Raw genomic sequence first — 19,672 nt, 5'->3', positions numbered from 1 at the left:
ACGGCTGATCTTTCACGGGTTATCGGATATATCCCATATTCTTGGTGTTTTCCTTACGATCAGTTTATCCGTTCTGCGGAGCATCAATCATCATGGGATCGGATATCCAGGATTCGCCGGAGAGTGTTCCGCCCCCGGAGACCCCGGCGAGCGACTTGAAAGACGCATTGCTGGGCGTCGACCGGATACGGGCAGGGAGGATCCTCCGAGACGCCTCTGCTGCAAGTTCCCCCATATCCTGCATCGAAACCCTGGTTGTCCCTGTTCTTGAGGAGATCGGGAGGGACTGGGAGCAGGGGCAGGCCGCCCTTTCGCAGGTCTACATGAGCGGGCGGGTCTGCGAGGAGATCGTCAGCACGATGCTCCCGCCGGGCAGCCCCGAACGGATCTCTCAACCCCGGATCGCGGTCTCGGTCCTCGAAGACCACCATACCCTGGGCAAACAGATCCTCCTTGCCGTGCTCCGGTCGGGCGGCTACGAGGTGATCGATTACGGTTCGGGGGTGACGGTCGACGGGCTCGTGGAGAGGGCGATCCGGGACCGCGTTGAGATCCTGCTCGTATCCACGCTTATGCTCCCCGCGGCGCTCAGGGTGAAGGAGGCGGTCGCCCGCATCAGAGAGGCGATGCCGGAGATCCGGGTGATCGTCGGGGGAGCGCCGTTCAGGTTCGACCCCCGCCTCGGGCAGGAAACCGGGGCTGATGCTGTAGGGTATACGGCATCGGATACCCTTGCAATCGTGCGGGCGATGACGGGGGCCATATGACGCGTGAGATGACGCCGGCGGAGAGGACGGCCGTGACGATGGGGTTTGAAGAGCCCGATCGCGTCCCGCTCTTCCTGCTCTTCACCATCTACGGGGCGAAGGAACTCGGGCTCTCTATCAAGGAGTATTTCTCAAAGCCGGAATACGTCGCCCGGGGCCAGACGCGTCTCCTCGCGAAGTTCGGCGGCGACTGCGTCACTCCCTTCTGTCACTCGGCCTCCGAGATCGAGGCGTGGGGTGGAGAGGTAATCTTCCGTGACGACGGCCCGCCCAACGCCGGCCGCCCGCCGATCCGGCGGCCCGAGGATATCGAGAGCATCGCGGTACCGGCCGTCGAGGAGAGCCCCTCCCTCCTCTTCGGCCTTGAGACGATCGAATTGCTGAAACGGGAGGTCGGCGACGACGTGCCTATCGTAGGCTCGGTGCTCTCTCCCTTCTCGCTCCCGATCCTCCAGATGGGGTTTGGTGCCTACATCGAACTCCTCTACGAAGAACCGGATCTCTTCCGGACGCTGATGGCGAAAAACGAGGAGTTCTGCGTTGAATGGGCGAACGCCCAGATCGATGCGGGCGCCGCCGCCATCTCGTATGCCGACCCGCTTGCCTCGCCGGACATGATCCCCCGGGACCTCTACCTCCGGACAGGGCATATCGTGGCCGGACGGACCATCTCCCGGATACGGGGCGGGGTTGCAACCAGCCTTGCCTCGGCGAGAGTGCTCCCGGTCCTCGAAGACCTGGCCGGGACCGGCAGTATCGGCGTCGGCGTCAGCGCCTTCGACGATCTCGCCGCCGTGAAGCGGCAATGTGCCGGCAGGCTCACGGTGCTCGGCAACCTCAACGCGATCGAGATGCGCCGGTGGACGCCTGCGCAGGCGGAGGCGGAGGTGAAGAAGGCGATCGCCGCCGCCGGGCCGGGCGGGGGGTTCATCCTCTCCGACAACCACGGCGAGATCCCCTGGCAGGTTCCCGAGAGCGTTCTCCTGGCGATATCGGCCGCCGTGCGGAAGTGGGGGGAGTACCCGATAGAATGATGAAGAAGTTCGGGGTTCTCTGCTGCGAGAACCTGGGCCGGGAGGTTGCGGCGATCGCTGCTCCCGGAGAGTTCCCGGACGTCGTCGCGGAGACCTTTTCCCTTGCCTGCTGCGGGAGAAGGGTGCCGTGGGGGGACGATATTGAGGTCCCTTTCCTGAACCTGCGGGAGACCTGCGATCGGATCTGCATCCTCGGGTGCGGGATCGAACCCCCGGCCCTGCCGGGCCCTGCCCCTGCCGTGCTGGTTCCCGACCTCATGCGGGAAGTCCTCCTGCCGGAACCTCTCTTCGATGCCTGCGTCCGGGAGAGGGCGCTCATGCTCGTTCCGGGTATGCTGTCGCGGTGGAAGGAAGATGCCGCAGCCCCCGGGTTTGTGGGGGAAGCGACGGAGGCTATCCGGTGCGGTTCGGTCAGGAAGATCGTGCTCGTCGATACGGGCGTCGACCCGGAGAGTCCCCGGCTCCTTGCAGCCGCCGGCGAGGAGTTTGGGGTACCCACGGAGCGAATTTTCGTCGGTATCGAGCCGCTCCGGCGGTATATCGAGATCCAGTACCTCCAGTGGCGCCTGGATGCCGAGAGAAAGGTTTTCCGGGACTCTTCGGCCGTGGTGAACCGGAGATCCGCCGACTACGCGATGACTATCGATATCCTCGGCAGGATTGCGGCGATCCAGAGCGAGGGGACGGTGGTGGAGGAGATGCTCAACCTCTTTACTATCCTCTTCGGCCCTGCCCGGATCGCGTTTGTGCTCGTCGACGAGGGGAAGACAGGCAGGATCGTCAGCCGCCCGCCCGGTTACTACGATATCCCGGAGCATCGGGAGCGGTTCTTTACGGAAAGGGGGTGGTCCCCCGGGCGGCACGGGGAGGACGGATTCCTGATCGAGATCCGGCACGAGGCGACCTGTTCCGGGCTCCTCCTGCTCGAGGATCTCCCCGTGCCGGAGCGGATCGATGACTACCTCGACATCAGCCGGTTCGTGGCGGAGGTCTGCGGGCTCGCCATCGATAACGCCCGGACGTACCGGAAGATCCGGGAACTCCTGGCGGAGCGCGATGTGGAGATCGCAGAACGGATGCGGGCGGAGAAGGCGCTCCGCGAGGCCAACAGGAAACTCAACACCCTCTCGTCCATCACCCGGCACGACATCCTGAACCAGCTCGCGGCGCTGCTCGGGTACCTGGAGATTACGCAGATGGATCTTGAGGCGGGACGCCTGCCCGCGGACCCGACTCTTGTCCGCTACGTGGCGAACGAGTTGCAGGCCGCGAGAACGATCCAGCGGCAGGTCGAGTTCACCCGGTTCTACCAGGATATCGGCGTGAAGGAGGCCGAGTGGCACGATGCAGGTATGCTGATCCGGCAGGCGGCCGGAGAGCTCCCGCTTGACGGGATCACGGTGGATGCCGGGGTTGCGGGGCTCCGGGTCTATGCCGATCCCCTGATCGGGAAGGTCTTTTACAATCTCATGGAGAACTCGGTCCGGCACGGTGGAGGCATATCACGGATGTCTTTCTCCGCCGCCGGGGCTCCGGGCGGTCTTACGATCATCTACACCGACGATGGCGTGGGTATCCCGGCCGCGGAGAAGGAGAAGATCTTCCGCAAGGGGTTCGGGAAGAACACGGGGCTCGGGTTGTTCCTGACCCGGGAGATCCTTGCGATCACCGGGATCGCCATCCGGGAGACCGGCGTCGAGGGAGAGGGCGCCCGGTTCGAGATCTTCGTCCCGGAGGGGGAGTACCGGTTTGTGGGGTGACGCCGGTTCTCTTCCTCGCTGTCCCAACAGAATAAGTGGAAACGGTCCAATAGTGATATAATGGAGACTGAGATCCCCTGGGATAGATCCCGGATGGAGTTCAAGCCGGTCGATATGACGGTGTCGCACGACGGGGGGATGCGGTTCTCCGCCGCCCTCCCGTCCGGGGAGAGCATTCGGATGGAGGCGCACCGCCACCTGGGCGGGGGTGGGCAGACGCCCAATCCCATCGACTACCTCATCGCCTCGCTCGGGGGGTGCGTCGGCATCAAGATCCTTCTGGCTCTCTCGGACCACGGGGTCGTCCCCGACGGGATGACCATCGCGATCCACGCGACCCGGAGAGAGACGATGCCAGCGCTCTTCGACCGCGTCCACCTGACGATCACCCTTCGCGCCGACCTGGACGACGAACTGATCGCGGGGATTATCGATCAGACGATAAAGCGGTTCTGCCCGATCGCCGCGATGTTTGCGGAGGTCGGGGAAGTGACTGCTGAATGTCGGGTTGTTCGGCGGTGAGCCGGTACGGTTTTTGTGCCACCTCTTTGCAGAACGGAGTTTGTGCATCATCGAAGGGGGACAAAACTCACTTGATCTCGGATCTGTCCGGGAAGCATCGAGGAAGGATTCCTGGCCTTTGATGGCCTGCCCGATCTGTACATGTACCTCTGGTACCCGCGCCCCGAACTCGCCGAAGTGTCACACCCTTCGGCCCGTCGTCAATCGCGTTCGTATTCCTGTGTTCAGAAAGGGTTATCTTTTAGTACCCGTAATACGCAGGTATACAGACTTGTTTTCCCGGGTTATAGCGAAAGCTTCAAGGTCGAGGTGAGAGGGATGCAGAAACAGAGGTTGATCAATGCGTTGCTGTATGCGGTGGAGCACGACAGCCGCATCGGCCGGACGAAACTCCTGAAGTTCATCTTCTTCGTCGACCTCATCTACTACAACCAGCGAGGAACAACTCTCTGCGGGACGACCTACATACGTATGCCGAAAGGGCCTGCCGAGGCTGCGGCGTTCCAGTTGACGTCCGAATCGAACGCATACTTCGACGTGAAGGCGCCAACAGCAAATGCCCATACGGGAAGGAGAGTGTCGGGCAGTTCTTTCCGAATAAACCCCTACGAATCATACGAATACAGGCCCAAGAACAAGGCAGATCTCACGATCTTTACACCTTACGAGCGAGTTCTCCTGTGGTCGGTGCTCCAGTGGATGAAGTTCAAGAAAACGGATCTCATCAGTGAGATTTCCCACTACTTCCGCCTCTGGAAGGAGTTTTCAGACGGAGAAGATATCCCTCTCGAGTACTTCCAGTTGAACCGCAGCGAGAGAATGTATCTGGAACAGTCCGGCCTGCACGCCGACGGCTTCGAGCGCACATTCTGCACGAGCATCCTCCCGCTCTCGACTGAGGTTAGCAATGTGCTCCATCCCCTGAACGCGGAGCGGATCGCCGCCATCGAGGAGGTTTTAGACAGTTTCATCGCGGCGTACCCCCTGCCCGCGCTTGAGGTCTTCTACGACGCATACCTGGCGTGGGACGATGCATACCGCTCGATACTTCTCCACAACCCCTCGCACGCTCCCGATCTCGCGAAGGAGGCCTGCGATGCCCTCTGCTTCGTCTCGCACATCGTCGCGACGCATATGGTCCCGGCTGTGTGGAGAGTGGAGCAGGTGCAGGAGTTCTGCGATATCACGGAACGGCGCTTCAACGCCGAGCGGGATGCGATCCTGCGCGATAACCTGCCCTCGCATCCCCCGGACTCCGACGGCGAGGTCTCGGCGCTCGTCGATATGGCGATGCGCATCTCTCGCGATCTCGCGTGCAGCGAGTCTCCGGCAGGGAGGAGGTAACCTGCCCTATTTCCTCGACAGCAACGTCCTCATCGGGTACTATTTTCACGTCGCCGACACCTGGGGCACCGAGGCCGCGGACGTCTTTGATGACCCGGAGCCGAACCACTCCAGCACAGGGGTCTGGGCCGAGTGTTTCGGCGACGGAACAGGGGGAAGGTGCCACACCATCCAGCAGAGTCTCGTCCGCGAGTTCCGGCGGGCGGTTGCGCACTTGAAGCGGGCCGGGTCGGCGGAGTCCCTCCTCGCCGAGGCCGAGGGGCGTGAATGGCGAACCGTCCCGCTTCTCCGGCATGTTGCCGAACTCTGTCGCAAGCAGCCTGAAGCGGCTCTGAAGACGATTCTCGCGGTGAAGGAGCAGTATGAAGCGCTCTGCCGGCAGCGGCGCTGTGTTCTCGAAGACCGGAAGGCGCTGGCGCTCCACAGGCGAGTGGAACCCTACCGCGAGCTCTGGGACCGGTTCAGCGCGGTCATCGAGGACTACGACGACTGTGAGGTGCTCCTCGATGCCCACCATGTCGCCATAGCAATCGACGGCATGGTGCTCTACACCGGGGACTACCGCCACATCGTTGCTAACCGGGACCTGATTCTCTCGGAGACCCGTATTTATGATGTCCGGTACCTGGGCGATCGGGTGGGCGGGCAGCCGCCGGTGTGAGGATCTGTGGGGGAGGGGTGGCGGCCTGGGGGACGCCGGGGAGGACCTCCCCCGAAGTGCCGTATCACCATCGCCTCTCTCGGTAACGTCTATCAATGCGGATTGCCCAAGGAAGTGCGCTGCAGCCCTCTCCCTGGTTAGTAGTATGTCATTGAAGGCTCCCGAAGGGATAGAAGCGTTCAAAAAGATCTTTACCCGATGTGAACGCTATCAAGGCTCACTCCTTGAGTTAATCCGCCTGGCGTCAAGGCCCGGGGGATTCTGGGATGAGCCCGCAGGAGTTACAGTTCTCGGCGCTACCCTTTTGAACCTTGAAGTGCCTTCGCCTTCATGACCGGGCGTGAGTTGAGCGCATCGTGAAACGCGTTCCGGCGGCCCGTGTCCCCCCATCTAGTGATCCTACTTCTGCATCCCGCACCATCGACCCCGCCGACGTCGCCCGCCACGACCGGATCGTCGCCCTCGTGGTGCAGATGCTCGACCTGAACAGGCGCCTCGTGGAGGCGAAGGCCGCACACGAGAAGGAAGTGCTCGCCGGGATGATCGACGCAACCGACCGGCAGATTGACCGGCTGGTGTATGAGTTGTACGGGCTGACGGAGGAGGAGATCGCGGTTGTGGAGGGGGCGGCCTGATACAGGAGCCGATATCCCTGCATGGAGGAGCCGGCGCAGGGCTGCACCACGGTCGCCACGCATCCATCCATCACCCGTACCGGCCGCATCAATCCCCGCACACAGGAGCGAAGAACCTTTAATTTTCCCGGCGGCAATAGTGATCCATGGAGTGGGGACAATGCCGGTAGAAGTCGACGGAAGACTGATCGACGACACGACAATCCAGCTCGACCGACCCCTGAAACCCGGGGAAGAGCGAGTGGTAGTCAGGTTGAGGAAACATCCGAAGAAGATGACAAAACTCCATGCTCCCGAAGAATACATCCTGAAACTGGCCGAGAAAGACCTTGAAGAGCTGTACTGATGAACATAGCTGATCTGGAAGAGGGAACGGTGTTTCTTGACACCAACATCCTCCTCTACGCCTATACCACTACGCGGTTCTCTCTATCGTGTGAGAGGCTTCTTGAAAAGATACAGGCAGGGGATATTACGGGATATATCAACGCCACTGTCCTGGACGAATTCTTCCACAAAGCCCTCCTTACGGAGTTATTTACGGAGAAGCATCTCTCGCCACGGGAAGCGATTGCTTACATCAAGAAATACCCTGAGATCTTACTCGATCTGAACACTCCATACGTCATGGCCAGAGAGATACTGGAAGAGTACAATCTCAGGGTCCTTGAAACCTCGAATCTTCCGGGCGATGCGCTCCTTATCTCGCAACAGTATGGACTGCTCTTCTCTGATGCTCTCCATGCTGCGTCTGCACGCAAGTACCACATCGACTATTTCGCCACGAATGACCGGGATTTCGACCGGGTAGATTTTCTCACCCTGGCGCGTCCTTCTGCTGAACCGATGTCCTGACCGCCCGCGCCGGTCACACCCATCTCGTAAAAGAGAGACTCATCTCCGGCAAGAGGGGACGGCCGAGGAGGAACGCGTTCTTCACCCTCCGCCGGGCACCTCCATCAACGGGCCACACAAAATACAGAGGGAGCCGCAATCCATCTATCTCCAGTTTATTCAGCATCACCCCCAAGCAGACCGCTCACACAGGCAATATACCTCCCTGCATCGGTGATGTGAACAGAAAAACGCCTGCCGCTCCAGATGCGCGTGATGTAGCCTGCGGCTTCCAGTTTATGCAGGTATTTTCGGTTCGTCCTGTTGAGGAGTTCCCGGTTCTTCGAGCCCGATTTGTACTCCCCAGATCTGTTTTTCTTTTTGACCGGCAATTCGTCATACCCTTCAAGCCCTTTCTTGTGAAAAAAGTCGAAGAGGTCCTCGCTGGTCATCCCCTGCCCCCGCCGGTAGAGCTCGCACAGCAGCAACTGGCACTCGGCGTCCGGCATCATGATGGAGAAGTTGTACAGGGGTTCGACCCGCCCGGTCTCCACGATGCTCAGACCATGGTCCACCTCGAGCGAAGCATCGTCGCCCGTTGCATAGCGGTCCGCATGCACATAGTATGCCGTTACCCCATGCACCATCGCCGCCATGGTGACGGCCACCGACGTCATCCTGCCGCAGGCCGACATATTGATGAGGACGTCGTTCCCCTGCCGCTTCTCTCTCACAATCAGGGAGGAGACGACCCGGAGCACATCGAGGATATCGAACATATTGCAGTAGGTGACCTCGGGACGGACGCCCGCCGCCAGCAGCCCCTCACAGACTCTCTTCGTATAGTGCCGCTGCTTCTCCAGCATCTGCTTATCCAGGTCGGCGTTGTCCGGAACCACGATGACGTACGCACGCTCGGCCCGGTATGTATTGAACGGCTTTACCGCCCGGTCGATCTCGTGGCCGAGCGGGATCAGGTGAACCCGCTCGTTCAGGCCATCGGCTCTGGCAGGCCGGATCGGATCAGAAGCTTTCACAATATTCACAATAGTCACGTGAATTTTTTAATTGTTTCCCTGTGCGTATACAACAATGGGACAGGGCGACGGGGGAGCCCTGCTCGCACGAGGAACCAGAAATGAATGACCGGAATCTCAAACCATCGGTAAAAGACTGTATCGACAACCTGACCGAGACCTGCAACTTCCCGGAGCTCTACCGCACGTATGCGTGGAAGCGGGACCGGTGGCAGAACGGATTCCCTGACATCTGCCGGCTTGAGCGTGAGATCGGTGATGCTGCAAGAGCCGGAACGCTCTCCGAGGAACACCTGAAAGCGATCGCGCGGTGGGGCGGGCTGCCGGGCATCGAGCGGATCCAGGCGCCTGCTCCGATCCGGATCGCCCTCTTTGAGGACGGAGACGTTGCCCGATGGGTGCGGGGGAACCCGGAGAACGCCATCCATGTACTTGGCGGCCAGATACGGGGGTTTGGCCCCACCTATACCAGCAAGATCCTGCGGTTCGCAGCGCCGGAACTTTTTGGAGCGATCGACACCCGGATCGTCCGGGTCTTCGGTGCGGGGGACACCGCCCACCTACACCTCCTCGACCTGACCGCGACACCCGTCGATGGGCGCTGGGCGATCCTCTCCGGCCAACAGGGATGGCCGGAAGAATACGGCACATGGACCGCCATCCTGACCTACGCAGCAGCGCAGCTCAATGCAACAGGCCAACCGTGCCCGCACCCGGAAGCGCTCATCAATGCAGGACTTCGCGAGCGCGGGATCTGGCTGAACGCCGATGTGGAGATGGCATTCTTTAATTATGCCTCGGGGAAAATCCAGAACATAAGGAGGGAGTGAAATGGATACCCCTGAAGACCGCTCACGGGAAGCAAACAAACTGAGAAAGAACGGAATGTATAAGGATGCCCTGGAGATCTATCGTGAGCTCTGGGACGGCCAGCATCACGATGGATTTACTGCTGCAGGCCTGCTGCACTGTCTCCGGAAACTGCGCCCCATCAACGAGGCGATGACCTTTGCCGACGATATCGCCGCGCATTACCCCGATCATAACTGGGTAAACCTTGAGGTCGCGTGGACATACGCCGACTACGTCAAGGGGATGGCAGAGAACGGGGCATCTGTCCCGGTGCTCCATGCCTGCGGAGAGAAGGCCCTCTCCAGAAACCCGCCCCCACAGGCGGTGAGCCATATCGCCTTCGCCATCATGAGGCCGGCAAAGGAGGCCAAAGACTGGAATACACTGGCAGCATGGACGTCCCGGGTCGATCCGTCGCTGCTCAGCCCGGCAGGGATGAAACTTCCCGACGGAAAAGAAGGCTGGAGTTACCTTGCCCGCTGGTATCACTACCGGAACATGGGGCTCATCGGCACCGGGCGCGCACAAGAAGCCCTTCCCCTCTGCCGTGATGCGATCGAGAAGTTCCCCAACCAGTACAAATTCTTTGCATACGACCTCGCCACAGCATATGCAGGCATCGGCGAGTACGAAAAAGCGGCAGAAACGTTTGATGAACTCTGCCGGAACGTCCGGCCGGACTTCTACCATCTCTTTGAGTACGGGAAGGTCGTTCACCAGCTCGGGCGCCCGGAAGAGGCGCTGGCACTGATGGCCCGGGCCGTGAAGGCAGGGCAGCGCCCGGAGTTCATGGTCGGATACTTCATGGAGATGGGCGACATCTTCAAGCAGGTCGGTCGCCTGGACGCGGCCCGCGACCACTATACGCTGGCAACGGCCATCCGGATGCGAAACTCATGGTCCGTCCCTGCCGAGCTGCAGCAGCGCCTCAATGAGAACGGCATCTCTTCGATCGAGGACTCCGTCGAGGAACTCACCTATCGGTGCAGCCGCCACTGGAGCAGCTGCGAAACCGAGCAGGGTTCCATGACGGCGCAGTATGAGCGGGAAAAGCCGCTTGCAGAGGGGGTAGTTGGCAGGATCTATCTCGGGCATCCGGAGCGCGAGTACTTCTTCATCAACCCGCCGGACGCTGACGGATACATCGGATTCAAGAACGAGCTCACCTGGGCCCCGGAAGACCGGAGCCTGGTTGTATTCGATGTTGTTCCGTCGTTTAACCGGAAGAAGAACGAGTGGGCTGCAAAGGCGGTGAACGTCCGACCGATGGATGATACTGCAGCAAGATAGGGTGAGCCGAAAACGGCACAGGAACGAGAGCGCGTGAAGAGAGGCGCGGCCGGCAGACATCCGGGGGCATCGCCTGCCGGCGTGATGCCTACACAAAAATCGGTAATGCGGGGGAAGGGATTCGAACCCTTGAACTTCTTCAAGACTGGACCCTAAATCCAGCGCCTTTGACCTGGCTCGGCAACCCCCGCGTGGCATATATGTCGGCGCCGCGAGCATTATATTTGTTCCCGGCGCATGGGCCTTGCGACCGGTGAGAAAGTCCGCCCGGCGCCCCCTCGCGGCACCCCTGAACCTGCTCCGGCAAACTCTGCCCCGGACCCTGAATCCAACAATGACGGCGGGACCCAGCCCCGTAACGATGCGCGGAAAGATATATTGTTTATAAAGACCCATTACATTACATACAATAGTTACCCGGGGCCGTCGTACCGGAGACGCGCCTCCGGTGTATTTGGGCAAAATCGCGCCCGGAATGGTAACAACAAAACCTTTATTGGATTGATCGACCGTAGTTTCCTGTAGTTGAACTGAAATGCTGGGCGAGTTCCTCCACATCCTGGCAGCGGCGATTGTCAGCTGGATCCTCTTCGTAGCCGTCGATATTTTCTTCAAGCTGCCGGAGACGGGAGGCGTCGTCGGAGCCACCGCCATTGCCCGGGATATCGAAGCCGGCGGCGGCGATCTCGCCGGCGGCACCATGATGGGGAACATCGTCTGCTCCCCCGACGCCTCGGCCGGGACGCTCCTCGCCGCCTGCGGCGTCTACGTCGCCGGCATCCCCGGCGGGCTCGCGGCGGCCGCGCTCGTCTTCATCGGCAACCGCATCTGTTACGATCCCGGCTACGCCGGAACCACCGGAGCGGTCCTCGCCACGTTCGTCATCTACGGCTTCACCCAGGTCGGGTTCGCCGCGACGGACTTCATCGCAGGGATGGTCATCGCCATCCTCACTGTCCAGGGGCTCTCCCATGCCCACGCGAGCCGGCTCCTTGGCCGGCTCTGGAGGGTGAGAGAGTGATCGCGCTCTATATCGTCGCCGTAATAGCGGTCTTTGCCGTCATCAGGGCGACGCTTGAGAAGAACACGGGGAGAAAGCTTCCTTACGTGAACGTCATGAACTTCGCCGTCGCGGGAGCAATCGTCCTGCTGCTCGACCACCCGCTCGCCCTCGCCGCGGCCGCGGCCTACTTCGTCGGCTCGACGCTCGAGGCGAACGCCCTGGCGAGCACCTACGCGGGGGGTGAACGGCGTGGATGACGTCGTCGTCCTCCTCTTCGCCGCCGTGGCGCTCATCGGCGCGGTGAGCGTTTACTTCCAGCGCGACCGCTTCGACAAACTGATCGCCCTCGGAATCATCTACGGCGGCGTCGTGCCGTTCATCGCCGTCCGTGGCTACCTGGACGTCCTCATCGCCGTCAGCCTGATCGTCCCGATCACGACGATCATCGTGCTGCCGCTCACGAGGAGGGATACCCGTGACTCCTGAGTTCATCCTCGGGTGCATCATCCTCATCATCGGGGTGATCGCCGCCGGGTTCCCGCGCGAGAAGACCTACCTCGCCCGGCTGATCCACCTTGAGATCCCCGGGTTCGGCCTCCTCCTCATCATGCTCGCCTACGACGAGATGCTCGCCCTGCTGACGTTCATCGGGGTCACGGCGATCTCGACCTTCGTCCTCGTCCGGGTCATCGAGCGCAAGGAGGCGGCAGAATGACGCCGGACCGGTCGATCATCACCCGGATATCCGCGACGATCTCACGGGTCGAGAACCTCACCGCTCTCTACGCGCTTCTTGTGGTCGTCGTCGCCGTGCTCGGCCTCGTCACCCTGCCGTTCATCGCCTACCACGACGACCAGCTCTACCCGAAGATGCTCAACCCGGCAAGTTCCCTCGACCCCTACGACCGGGGCGGCGTGCCGTTCGGCACGACCCCGGTGAAGTCGCAGTACCCGGAGAACTCTCCTTACGCCGGCTACGTGACCACCTACCTGACCCCGTTCAGCCAGTGGCTCGCCGATACCACGCACCATATGGGGACGACGATCGTCGCCCACCCGGGCGGCATCATCGACGAGATCCTCTACAACACCCGGGGCTTCGACACCGTCGTCGAGACGAGCATCCTCTTCGTGGCGTTCGCGATCGCGAGTTATCTCTTCAGGAGGGATGACTGATGGAGATCGCCTACCCGGTCGGCCTCGTCGTCGTCGCTGCCGCGATCATCATCGGGTTTACCGCTCTCGTCCGGGAGAAGGACGACCTGCAGCGGATCCTCCTCGTCGACCTCGCGGAAGTCCTCGGCCTCGTCCTGATCGCGCTCGTCGCCACCGACCTTGCCGAGGCGCTCATCCTCCCGGGGCTCGTCGTCGGGATATCGGAGCTGCTGGCGGTCTCGGAGGTCTACATCGCGAGAGAGGGGCTCAAAGAGCCGACAGGGCCGGCGTTCCGGCTTGAGGTGATGGAGAGTGCCCCGGGCATCCTCGCCCTCATCCTGGTCGCCCACGGCATCATCCTCTCGGGATTCACCGGCGGAGCCATCGCCGCGGTCGGTGCGGTCTTCTACTTCATGTGCCGGGGGCACAACGAGCAGTTCGAACTGATCGAGACCGTGAGCGGCTACGCCTGGGCGATCTGGATCGCGGCGTTCTTGATCTTCATGTTCCTCCCCCAGTACTGGTTCTTCGGGGTGATGATGGCGGGAGGCGCGATCCTCGTCAAGGTGATGGCGAAGATGTCCCTCGTGGGGACGATGCGGCGGGGTGGTCCGGATGTTTAATCTCCCGACGCCGCACATCGGCGGGCCGGAACTCTTCGTGCTGGAGTTCGGCGACATCGTCGCCTATTTCAGCCCCTACACGGCGCTTCTCTTCGCCTTCGCCGTCCTCTTCACGGTCCTCGTCATCGTGAGCCGCCCCGAGCGGCAGGTGGACATCGCGTTCGGCGGCGACGCCTACTACACGAAGGAGGTCGATCCGGACCTCCTGCGGTTCCAGCGGTTCATGGCGATCGCATGCGGCCTTGCCACGCTCGGGGCGATGGTGACCGGGGACGTCTTCAACTTCACCCTCTTCGCCTCGATGATAGGGATCACGAACATCGGTATCGTCGCGGCCTACCGGAACCGGCACGTCTTAAACGCCGCGTTCCAGTACGGCATCGTCGCGATGCTCGCCACCGTCCCGCTCTTCGGCGGCGCGGCGATCATCCTTTCCAGCACCGGCACGCTGAGCATGTGGGAACTCTTCGGCGGCGCGGTGGCGGTCCCCCTCATCGCGAAGGCGTTCCTGGTTCTCGGCGTCATGGGAGAGGGGATGGCGCCGTTCTACATAGCAAAGGCGGAGATCACGAGAGCGCAGGGAGCGCCGTTCATCCTGATGGTGCACGTCAGCTCGCTCCTCCTCTTCCTGCGCGTAATGGAGATCGTCATATCGATGTGATTGCCATGAAGAAACGGACTGCACTGATTGTCGGGCTCGCCGCAGGCGTGATCGCGGCGGCGGCGAGTCTCTCTGCCGCTCTCGGCTACCTCCCGGTTCTGGCCGCGGAGCTCGTCGCGGTCGTCGCGTTCCCGGTCTTCGTCATCTTCATCGCACTGTGGTGGAGCGCAAAATCCGGAGAAGAAGATATCCCGTTCATAGGATACTGACATGATCGAATACCTGCTCTTTGCCACCTTCATCGGCCTGCTCTTCCACGGCATCCACCGGAAAGTCATCGCGAGAGTCCAGGGACGGCCCGGACCGCCGATCTGGCAGGAGATCCTGCATGCCCTGAAGTTCTCCTTCAAGGAGACCTGGATACCGAAGACGGCCAGCCGGGCGCTCTTTGTCGGGATCGTCTTCGTCGCCATCGCCATCTGGAGCGGAGCCCTCTTCATCCTCCTCACCGGCGGGAGCATCCTGCTCCTCTTTGCGATCTACCTCCTCCACAAGATCGTGGAGCACGGGATGGGGCTCTCGACGGGCTCCCCGTACACGAAGTTCGGGGCCATCCGGTCAGTCATATCGGCGGCGTCGGAGCTGCCGCTCCTCGTCACCGTCGTCGCGATCTACTTCTTCACCGGCTCGCTCTCGATCGCGGAGATCACGGCCTACCAGGAGATGAACGGCCCGCTCCTCATCGTCGCGTTCCCGGCGGCCGTCGCGATGTACCTGGTGATCCTCTCCAAGATGCACTACGGCCCCTTCTCGATCATCGAGGCGAAGGAGATCGTGAGCGGGAACATGACCGAGCACTTCGGTGTCTGGCGCGCCGCGCTCGAGGTGGCGTACGCCCTCAAGACCTACGTGCTCCTCTACGCGTTCGTCCTCATCTTCATCGGGGCGCTGCCGCTCTGGCTGACCCTCATCCTGATGCTTCTGCTCTTGATCTCGCTCTCGTTCGTCTGCGCGGTCACCCCCATGCTCTCGCCCTACGACACCGTGACGATACAGAGCCTGGTGACGGGTGCGCTCGTCATATACATCGTTATTCTCGCGGTGGTGATGGGATGAGCGCCCTGAGGCTCCTGTTCGTCGCGGCAGCGGCATTCTACGTCGTGGTATTCATCGCCCAGGCCGCCCGGAACTGGAGCGTGGCCGACCAGGCGCTGGTGGGGACCGTCCTGCTCGTCGCCGTCACGGCCCTCACCTGGGTGCGCGACGAACTCACCCTGAAACGCGCCGAGATGGTGCTGCTCTGGGTGATGGTGCTCGGGTTCCTCGTCTACGCGACGGCGCACGCACTGGGGATGATCGCGTGAAGTACCTCTACGAAAAAGACCTCCGGCAGATGAAGTACAACATCCTGACGAGTACAAGACACGACGAGACCGTCCACGCGATCGCAGAGCGGCTCGGTATGGGTGAAGCGAAACTCCGGCGGACGATACTTCGGCGGTTCGACATGTCGCTCCTCGAGAACCTGGAGTCCCGGTGGCAGATGGGGCAGGAGCACGCCGATAACGGCGATGCGGTAGCGGAAGAACTCGGTTGCGAACTCTTCACCCGGTTCATACCCCTCTTGGATACGGAAACAATGCAGACGATCTACAGCGAAACGACAGCAATGACACAAGAGATACCCTTTGAAGAGGCGATCGCGAGAGGAAGAGAACGGATCCGGGAGGCGGTCCTCTCATGAGCATCCTCCAGAAGATCAAGAACACCGTCCGCTCGCGGTCGATCCACGTGAGTTACGTCGACGTCGGGTCGTGCAACGGCTGCGATATCGAGGTGCTCGCCTGCCTCGCGCCGCGCTACGACATCGAGCAGTACGGCATCTACGTCCACAACAACCCCCGGGAGGCCGACGTCCTCCTGGTGATCGGTTCCGTCACCCCGCAGTGGGTGGACAAACTCCACGATATATGGGAGAAGATCCCGGAGCCGAAAGTGGCCGTCGCCATCGGGAACTGCCCCATATCGGGGTGCGTCTATAACAGGAGGGGTACCTTGACGAGCCCTCCCGTCGAGAAGTACATACCTATAGCTGCACAGGTGCCGGGCTGCCCGCCCCGCCCTACGGAGATATTGAACGCCATACTCTCGGTCGCACCGTTGATATTCAAGGACTACGAGGAGAAACAGCCATGAAGAAGACTGTCGACGTATCCATCCCGCTCGGCCCGATGCATCCCTGCTGGAAGGAGCCCGTCCGCATCAAGTGCGAGACGGCGGGCGAGCGGGTGCTCCGCGCCGAGGTCGAGCTCGGTTACATGAAGAAGGGGATCGAGCGGATCATGCGCGGCCGCCCCTGGCAGGAGGTGATGTTCCTTGCGGAACGTGTCTGCGGCATCTGCTCGGTCATCCACAACATGGTCTTCATCGAGGCGATGGAGGAGATCAGCGATATAACCGTCCCGCCGCGGGCGGCCTACCTCCGGGTCATCGCGAACGAACTCGACCGGATGGCAAGCCACATCCTCGCGAACTTCTCCTACTGCTACACGATCGAGCACGAGACGCTCGCGATGTACCTCTTAAACACCCGGGAGACGGTGCTCGACAATCTGGAGCGGCTCACGGGCTCCCGGATCAACACCGCCTACATGATTCCCGGCGGTGTCCGGTTCGATCTCCTTCCCGAGGACGCTACGGCGATGCTCGTCGACCTCATGAAGGTGGAGGAGGAGATGAAGCGGCACACCCGGATCTTCGAGACCGGCCCGCTGATCGCGCTCAGGAGCAAGGGGATCGGGTACATGAGCCGGGAAGACGCGATCCGGGCCCACACCGTTGGCCCCACCGCCCGGGCGAGCGGGGTCGAGGACTGCGATCTCCGCCTCCGCCACCCGACCTACCGGGCGCTCGGGTTTACCCAGATAACCCGGACGGAGGGCGACAACTTCGCCCGGGTGATGGTCAGGTTCCAGGAGGTCTTCCAGAGCATCGACCTGATACGAAAGTGCATCGAGACGCTCCCCGACGGCCCCATCCGGGGCGGCGGGTTCTGCAAGGCGGGCGAGACGTCGTATGCCGGCGAAGCCCCCCGGGGCGAGCTGACCTACGCCATCAAGACCGACGACTACGGCAGGGTGATCGATATTGCGATCCGGACGCCCTCGGTCATGAACATCGAGGCCTGCGCCCACGAGATGATCAAGGACGCCTCGTCGATCGCCGACGTGACGTCGACGTTCATCAGCAGCGACCCCTGCATCGCGTGCAACGAGAGGTGAAGAGATGCGATCGATCGTCTACTACCTGCGAGAGTTCCTCCGGCCGGAATGGATCCGGAAGTTCTTCTTCGCGAAGACCGCGCCGCTCGAGACCCCCTCCTACTTCAAGGACTATCCGTCCCTGACGGGGAACGAGTGCGTGGCATGCCTCTCCTGCATGATGATCTGCCCCGCGCCCGATGCGATCGCTGTTCTCCGCACGAGGGACGGGTGGGAGCCGGAGATCTACCCCGGCCACTGCATCCGGTGCGGCCTCTGCGTCGAGGCGTGCCCCGAGGCCGTCCTTGCGAGCGGCCGGATCCTCGACGTCACGGCCCGCGACGGGACGGCGCTCTGGTCGTGGTACCGCCTGGAGATCGACGACAAGATCTGCATGCGGTGCGGGAACTGTTGCGTCTCCTGCCCGGTCAACCGGGAGATCGATCCGCAGCTTGCAGGGTCCGGGACATCCTCAAGCGACGAGGTGATCATGCGGGTCGAGGCCGGCCGGGTGCGGATCCTCCACGAGGAGAAGTGCACGGGGTGCAAGACCTGCGAACTCAACTGCCCGAACCGTGCGATCCGGGTCGCCCGGATGGTGGAAGGGGTGCAGATCGGGGAGGCGGAGGCATGAAATTCCTCATGATCACCGGCAGAACGGTGAACCAGGGCGTGACCGTCGAGAACAAGACGTCGCCCGAATACGCAGCAGAGACCTCGACCTGCTTCATGCACGAGTTCGATATGATGGAACTCGGCCTCGACGACGGGGATACCGTCCGGGTGACCGGGCCGTGCGGCGATGTCGTGATGCGGGTCTCCGCATCGGTCGAGGTGGAGATGGGCACTGTCTTCGTCCCCTACGGGCCGTACGCCAACCACATCGTCGCCGCCGGCACCCGCTCCACCGGGATGCCGGACTTCAAGTCCCACATGGTGGAGATCGAGCCGACCGACGAAGCACCGAAACTGGTTCACGAACTGATGGAAGACCTGGGAGGCCTTGCCTATGATAGTTAAGGACGCGGTCTGCCCGTTCTGCGGATGCCTCTGCGACGACATCGAGGTGGAGGTCGAAGGGAACCGGGTGGTCGCCGTCACGAACGCCTGCGAACTCGGGATGACGAAGTTCATGGGCGAGAAGAGGATGAAGAACCCGATCCTGCGCGACGGGAACCGCTGGAAGGATATCACCTACGATGAGGCGATCCGGTACGCCGCCGATATGCTTCTATCTGCCGAACGCCCGCTCCTGTATGGGTGGAGCGGCACCCACGGGGAGGCACAGTGCGTGGGGGTGCATATGGCCGAACTCATCCACGGGGTCATCGACAACACTTCCTCGGTCTGCCACGGCCCCTCGATCCTCGCTATCCAGGAGGTCGGGCACCCGGGATGCACCCTCGGTGTGGTGAAGAACCGGGCGGATCTCGTCATATACTGGGGGTCGAACCCGATCGACGCCCATCCCCGGCACCTTTCGCGTTACACGCGGTACGCGGAAGGGTTCTTCCTTGAGAACGCCTTCCGCGACCGGAAGGTGATCGTCGTCGACGTCAGGAAGACCGAGACCGCGAACATAGCCGATGAGTTCATCCAGATCAAGCCCGGCGGGGACTATGCGGTCCTCTCGGCGCTCCGGGCGATCGTCCAGGGGAAGGTGGACACCATCCCGCGGACGGTCGCGGGCGTCACCCGCGCTCAGCTCGTCCGGGTGGCGAACCTCTGTAAATCCGCGAAGTTCGGGGCGGTCTACTTCGGCCTCGGTCTCACGATGACGCAGGGGAAGTACAAGAACATCAGGAACGCCATCGAACTCATATCGGAGCTGAACCGGCACACGAAGTTCACCATCTCGGCGATGCGCGGCCACTACAACGTCTACGGGTCGAACGAAGTGAACACCTGGATGACCGGGTATCCCTTCGGGATCGACTTCTCCCGGGGGATCGCCTTCTACAACCCGGGAGAGACGACGGCGGTGGACATCCTCGCCCGCAAAGAGTGCGACGCGGCGCTGATCGTCGGGAGCGATCCGGCCGCCCACTTCCCGCGAAGGTGCCTGGAGCACCTCGCCGATATCCCGGTCGTCCAGCTCGACCCCTACCCGAACGCCACCACCGCGTTCTGCAACGTCCAGATCCCGGTCGCGGTGACCGGGATCGACGCGGAGGGAACGGCCTACCGGATGGACGGGGTGCCGATCCGGACGCGGCGGGTCCTCTCGACTGACTACCTCTCCGACGAGGAGGTTCTCTCCCGGATGTACGCCCTGATGCAGGAGGCTTCCTGAC

At 61.9% G+C, this 19,672-nt stretch carries 28 protein-coding genes and 1 tRNA gene; 27 read left to right on the top strand and 2 right to left on the bottom strand.

Annotation, left to right across the window (positions count from 1 at the left end; all coding sequences use genetic code 11):
• Nucleotides 1-92 precede the first annotated feature (92 nt).
• The 9 genes from FKB36_RS08560 to FKB36_RS08520 all read left to right on the top strand — a co-directional run bounded on the left by FKB36_RS08560 (nt 93) and on the right by FKB36_RS08520 (nt 7,578).
• Complete coding sequence (locus tag FKB36_RS08560) at nt 93-767, top strand: cobalamin B12-binding domain-containing protein (RefSeq protein ID WP_261597643.1); 675 nt, start codon at nt 93-95, stop codon at nt 765-767.
• Complete coding sequence (locus FKB36_RS08555; RefSeq protein ID WP_261597642.1) at nt 764-1,801, top strand: uroporphyrinogen decarboxylase family protein; 1,038 nt, start codon at nt 764-766, stop codon at nt 1,799-1,801. Before FKB36_RS08560 ends, FKB36_RS08555 begins: the two co-directional genes overlap by 4 nt.
• Nucleotides 1,798-3,561 (top strand): sensor histidine kinase, encoded by a 1,764-nt coding sequence (locus tag FKB36_RS08550; protein WP_261597641.1) that lies wholly within the window; start codon nt 1,798-1,800, stop codon nt 3,559-3,561. Before FKB36_RS08555 ends, FKB36_RS08550 begins: the two co-directional genes overlap by 4 nt.
• Before the next feature lie 60 nt (nt 3,562-3,621).
• The gene (locus FKB36_RS08545) at nt 3,622-4,083 is read left to right on the top strand and encodes an OsmC family protein (protein WP_261597640.1); all 462 of its coding nucleotides are present in this window, start codon (nt 3,622-3,624) and stop codon (nt 4,081-4,083) included.
• A 318-nt stretch (nt 4,084-4,401) separates the two neighbouring features.
• Nucleotides 4,402-5,427 (top strand): Panacea domain-containing protein, encoded by a 1,026-nt coding sequence (locus FKB36_RS08540; protein ID WP_261597639.1) that lies wholly within the window; start codon nt 4,402-4,404, stop codon nt 5,425-5,427.
• Between the two features lie 214 nt (nt 5,428-5,641).
• The gene (locus FKB36_RS08535; protein WP_261597638.1) at nt 5,642-6,088 is read left to right on the top strand and encodes a hypothetical protein; all 447 of its coding nucleotides are present in this window, start codon (nt 5,642-5,644) and stop codon (nt 6,086-6,088) included.
• Between the two features lie 356 nt (nt 6,089-6,444).
• On the top strand, nt 6,445-6,723 hold the full coding sequence (locus FKB36_RS08530) for a hypothetical protein (protein ID WP_261597637.1): 279 nt from the start codon (nt 6,445-6,447) through the stop codon (nt 6,721-6,723).
• Nucleotides 6,724-6,883: 160 nt separating this feature from the next.
• Nucleotides 6,884-7,069 (top strand): hypothetical protein, encoded by a 186-nt coding sequence (locus FKB36_RS08525; RefSeq protein ID WP_261597636.1) that lies wholly within the window; start codon nt 6,884-6,886, stop codon nt 7,067-7,069.
• Nucleotides 7,069-7,578 carry a type II toxin-antitoxin system VapC family toxin gene (locus FKB36_RS08520; RefSeq protein WP_261597635.1) on the top strand — a complete coding sequence of 170 codons (510 nt, stop codon included), beginning with the start codon at nt 7,069-7,071 and terminating at the stop codon, nt 7,576-7,578. The genes FKB36_RS08525 and FKB36_RS08520 overlap by 1 nt, the downstream gene beginning before the upstream one ends.
• Before the next feature lie 155 nt (nt 7,579-7,733).
• Here FKB36_RS08520 and FKB36_RS08515 read toward each other — a convergent pair whose 3' ends face one another.
• Nucleotides 7,734-8,594: an HFX_2341 family transcriptional regulator domain-containing protein gene (locus tag FKB36_RS08515; RefSeq protein ID WP_261597634.1), complete on the bottom strand. Its 861-nt coding sequence runs from the start codon at nt 8,592-8,594 to the stop codon at nt 7,734-7,736.
• 101 nt (nt 8,595-8,695) lie between these two features.
• Here FKB36_RS08515 and FKB36_RS08510 point away from each other — a divergent pair, with 101 nt between their 5' ends.
• Nucleotides 8,696-9,424 carry a hypothetical protein gene (locus FKB36_RS08510; protein ID WP_261597633.1) on the top strand — a complete coding sequence of 243 codons (729 nt, stop codon included), beginning with the start codon at nt 8,696-8,698 and terminating at the stop codon, nt 9,422-9,424.
• 1 nt (nt 9,425) lies between these two features.
• On the top strand, nt 9,426-10,736 hold the full coding sequence (locus FKB36_RS08505) for a DUF7017 domain-containing protein (RefSeq protein ID WP_261597632.1): 1,311 nt from the start codon (nt 9,426-9,428) through the stop codon (nt 10,734-10,736).
• 106 nt (nt 10,737-10,842) lie between these two features.
• Here the strand turns inward: FKB36_RS08505 and FKB36_RS08500 are convergent.
• Nucleotides 10,843-10,927, bottom strand: a tRNA-Leu gene (locus FKB36_RS08500).
• A gap of 344 nt (nt 10,928-11,271) precedes the next feature.
• On the opposite strand from FKB36_RS08500, the gene FKB36_RS08495 reads away from it, so the two are divergent.
• The 16 genes from FKB36_RS08495 to FKB36_RS08420 are packed head-to-tail and all read left to right on the top strand — an operon-like array spanning nt 11,272 to nt 19,671.
• Entirely contained in the window at nt 11,272-11,757 is a 486-nt protein-coding gene (locus FKB36_RS08495) for a hypothetical protein (RefSeq protein ID WP_261597631.1), read from the top strand.
• Complete coding sequence (locus FKB36_RS08490; RefSeq protein WP_261597630.1) at nt 11,754-11,996, top strand: DUF2109 domain-containing protein; 243 nt, start codon at nt 11,754-11,756, stop codon at nt 11,994-11,996. The genes FKB36_RS08495 and FKB36_RS08490 overlap by 4 nt, the downstream gene beginning before the upstream one ends.
• On the top strand, nt 11,989-12,225 hold the full coding sequence (locus FKB36_RS08485) for an EhaD family protein (RefSeq protein ID WP_261597629.1): 237 nt from the start codon (nt 11,989-11,991) through the stop codon (nt 12,223-12,225). The genes FKB36_RS08490 and FKB36_RS08485 overlap by 8 nt, the downstream gene beginning before the upstream one ends.
• Nucleotides 12,215-12,454, top strand: a complete 240-nt coding sequence (locus FKB36_RS08480; RefSeq protein ID WP_261597628.1) for an EhaE family protein — start codon at nt 12,215-12,217, stop codon at nt 12,452-12,454. The genes FKB36_RS08485 and FKB36_RS08480 overlap by 11 nt, the downstream gene beginning before the upstream one ends.
• Nucleotides 12,451-12,915 (top strand): EhaF family protein, encoded by a 465-nt coding sequence (locus FKB36_RS08475; RefSeq protein ID WP_261597627.1) that lies wholly within the window; start codon nt 12,451-12,453, stop codon nt 12,913-12,915. The genes FKB36_RS08480 and FKB36_RS08475 overlap by 4 nt, the downstream gene beginning before the upstream one ends.
• Nucleotides 12,915-13,517: an EhaG family protein gene (locus FKB36_RS08470; RefSeq protein ID WP_261597626.1), complete on the top strand. Its 603-nt coding sequence runs from the start codon at nt 12,915-12,917 to the stop codon at nt 13,515-13,517. Before FKB36_RS08475 ends, FKB36_RS08470 begins: the two co-directional genes overlap by 1 nt.
• Entirely contained in the window at nt 13,510-14,178 is a 669-nt protein-coding gene (locus FKB36_RS08465; RefSeq protein WP_261597625.1) for a hypothetical protein, read from the top strand. Before FKB36_RS08470 ends, FKB36_RS08465 begins: the two co-directional genes overlap by 8 nt.
• Nucleotides 14,179-14,183: 5 nt before the next feature.
• Nucleotides 14,184-14,387, top strand: a complete 204-nt coding sequence (locus FKB36_RS08460) for a hypothetical protein (protein WP_261597624.1) — start codon at nt 14,184-14,186, stop codon at nt 14,385-14,387.
• A gap of 1 nt (nt 14,388) precedes the next feature.
• Nucleotides 14,389-15,234: a respiratory chain complex I subunit 1 family protein gene (locus FKB36_RS08455; protein ID WP_261597623.1), complete on the top strand. Its 846-nt coding sequence runs from the start codon at nt 14,389-14,391 to the stop codon at nt 15,232-15,234.
• Nucleotides 15,231-15,482, top strand: a complete 252-nt coding sequence (locus FKB36_RS08450; RefSeq protein ID WP_261597622.1) for a hypothetical protein — start codon at nt 15,231-15,233, stop codon at nt 15,480-15,482. The genes FKB36_RS08455 and FKB36_RS08450 overlap by 4 nt, the downstream gene beginning before the upstream one ends.
• The gene (locus FKB36_RS08445; RefSeq protein WP_261597621.1) at nt 15,479-15,862 is read left to right on the top strand and encodes a DUF1959 domain-containing protein; all 384 of its coding nucleotides are present in this window, start codon (nt 15,479-15,481) and stop codon (nt 15,860-15,862) included. The genes FKB36_RS08450 and FKB36_RS08445 overlap by 4 nt, the downstream gene beginning before the upstream one ends.
• A complete protein-coding gene (locus FKB36_RS08440) occupies nt 15,859-16,314 on the top strand; it encodes an NADH-quinone oxidoreductase subunit B family protein (protein WP_261597620.1) in 456 nt (151 codons plus the stop codon). The genes FKB36_RS08445 and FKB36_RS08440 overlap by 4 nt, the downstream gene beginning before the upstream one ends.
• On the top strand, nt 16,311-17,399 hold the full coding sequence (locus FKB36_RS08435; protein WP_261597619.1) for a hydrogenase large subunit: 1,089 nt from the start codon (nt 16,311-16,313) through the stop codon (nt 17,397-17,399). The genes FKB36_RS08440 and FKB36_RS08435 overlap by 4 nt, the downstream gene beginning before the upstream one ends.
• Before the next feature lie 4 nt (nt 17,400-17,403).
• Nucleotides 17,404-18,012 carry a 4Fe-4S binding protein gene (locus tag FKB36_RS08430; RefSeq protein WP_261597618.1) on the top strand — a complete coding sequence of 203 codons (609 nt, stop codon included), beginning with the start codon at nt 17,404-17,406 and terminating at the stop codon, nt 18,010-18,012.
• A complete protein-coding gene (locus FKB36_RS08425) occupies nt 18,009-18,398 on the top strand; it encodes a molybdopterin dinucleotide binding domain-containing protein (RefSeq protein WP_261597617.1) in 390 nt (129 codons plus the stop codon). Before FKB36_RS08430 ends, FKB36_RS08425 begins: the two co-directional genes overlap by 4 nt.
• Nucleotides 18,388-19,671, top strand: coding sequence for a formylmethanofuran dehydrogenase subunit B (locus tag FKB36_RS08420; RefSeq protein ID WP_261597616.1), 1,284 nt, complete (start codon nt 18,388-18,390; stop codon nt 19,669-19,671). The genes FKB36_RS08425 and FKB36_RS08420 overlap by 11 nt, the downstream gene beginning before the upstream one ends.
• Nucleotide 19,672: the final 1 nt, after the last annotated feature.

This window comes from Methanoculleus formosensis, assembly GCF_025384765.1.
GTDB lineage: Archaea > Halobacteriota > Methanomicrobia > Methanomicrobiales > Methanoculleaceae > Methanoculleus > Methanoculleus formosensis.
This window is presented reverse-complemented; position numbering and strand designations above follow the sequence as displayed.

What these genes read in the sequence shown, in the direction of transcription:
- FKB36_RS08560 (WP_261597643.1), top strand. Translation starts at nt 93, where the DNA reads ATGGGATCGGATATCCAGGATTCGCCGGAGAGTGTTCCGCCCCCGGAG.
- FKB36_RS08555 (WP_261597642.1), top strand. Translation starts at nt 764, where the DNA reads ATGACGCGTGAGATGACGCCGGCGGAGAGGACGGCCGTGACGATGGGG.
- FKB36_RS08550 (WP_261597641.1), top strand. Translation starts at nt 1,798, where the DNA reads ATGATGAAGAAGTTCGGGGTTCTCTGCTGCGAGAACCTGGGCCGGGAG.
- FKB36_RS08545 (WP_261597640.1), top strand. Translation starts at nt 3,622, where the DNA reads ATGGAGACTGAGATCCCCTGGGATAGATCCCGGATGGAGTTCAAGCCG.
- FKB36_RS08540 (WP_261597639.1), top strand. Translation starts at nt 4,402, where the DNA reads ATGCAGAAACAGAGGTTGATCAATGCGTTGCTGTATGCGGTGGAGCAC.
- FKB36_RS08525 (WP_261597636.1), top strand. Translation starts at nt 6,884, where the DNA reads ATGCCGGTAGAAGTCGACGGAAGACTGATCGACGACACGACAATCCAG.
- FKB36_RS08520 (WP_261597635.1), top strand. Translation starts at nt 7,069, where the DNA reads ATGAACATAGCTGATCTGGAAGAGGGAACGGTGTTTCTTGACACCAAC.
- FKB36_RS08510 (WP_261597633.1), top strand. Translation starts at nt 8,696, where the DNA reads ATGAATGACCGGAATCTCAAACCATCGGTAAAAGACTGTATCGACAAC.
- FKB36_RS08505 (WP_261597632.1), top strand. Translation starts at nt 9,426, where the DNA reads ATGGATACCCCTGAAGACCGCTCACGGGAAGCAAACAAACTGAGAAAG.
- FKB36_RS08495 (WP_261597631.1), top strand. Translation starts at nt 11,272, where the DNA reads ATGCTGGGCGAGTTCCTCCACATCCTGGCAGCGGCGATTGTCAGCTGG.
- FKB36_RS08475 (WP_261597627.1), top strand. Translation starts at nt 12,451, where the DNA reads ATGACGCCGGACCGGTCGATCATCACCCGGATATCCGCGACGATCTCA.
- FKB36_RS08470 (WP_261597626.1), top strand. Translation starts at nt 12,915, where the DNA reads ATGGAGATCGCCTACCCGGTCGGCCTCGTCGTCGTCGCTGCCGCGATC.
- FKB36_RS08465 (WP_261597625.1), top strand. Translation starts at nt 13,510, where the DNA reads ATGTTTAATCTCCCGACGCCGCACATCGGCGGGCCGGAACTCTTCGTG.
- FKB36_RS08460 (WP_261597624.1), top strand. Translation starts at nt 14,184, where the DNA reads ATGAAGAAACGGACTGCACTGATTGTCGGGCTCGCCGCAGGCGTGATC.
- FKB36_RS08455 (WP_261597623.1), top strand. Translation starts at nt 14,389, where the DNA reads ATGATCGAATACCTGCTCTTTGCCACCTTCATCGGCCTGCTCTTCCAC.
- FKB36_RS08450 (WP_261597622.1), top strand. Translation starts at nt 15,231, where the DNA reads ATGAGCGCCCTGAGGCTCCTGTTCGTCGCGGCAGCGGCATTCTACGTC.
- FKB36_RS08440 (WP_261597620.1), top strand. Translation starts at nt 15,859, where the DNA reads ATGAGCATCCTCCAGAAGATCAAGAACACCGTCCGCTCGCGGTCGATC.
- FKB36_RS08435 (WP_261597619.1), top strand. Translation starts at nt 16,311, where the DNA reads ATGAAGAAGACTGTCGACGTATCCATCCCGCTCGGCCCGATGCATCCC.
- FKB36_RS08430 (WP_261597618.1), top strand. Translation starts at nt 17,404, where the DNA reads ATGCGATCGATCGTCTACTACCTGCGAGAGTTCCTCCGGCCGGAATGG.
- FKB36_RS08425 (WP_261597617.1), top strand. Translation starts at nt 18,009, where the DNA reads ATGAAATTCCTCATGATCACCGGCAGAACGGTGAACCAGGGCGTGACC.
- FKB36_RS08420 (WP_261597616.1), top strand. Translation starts at nt 18,388, where the DNA reads ATGATAGTTAAGGACGCGGTCTGCCCGTTCTGCGGATGCCTCTGCGAC.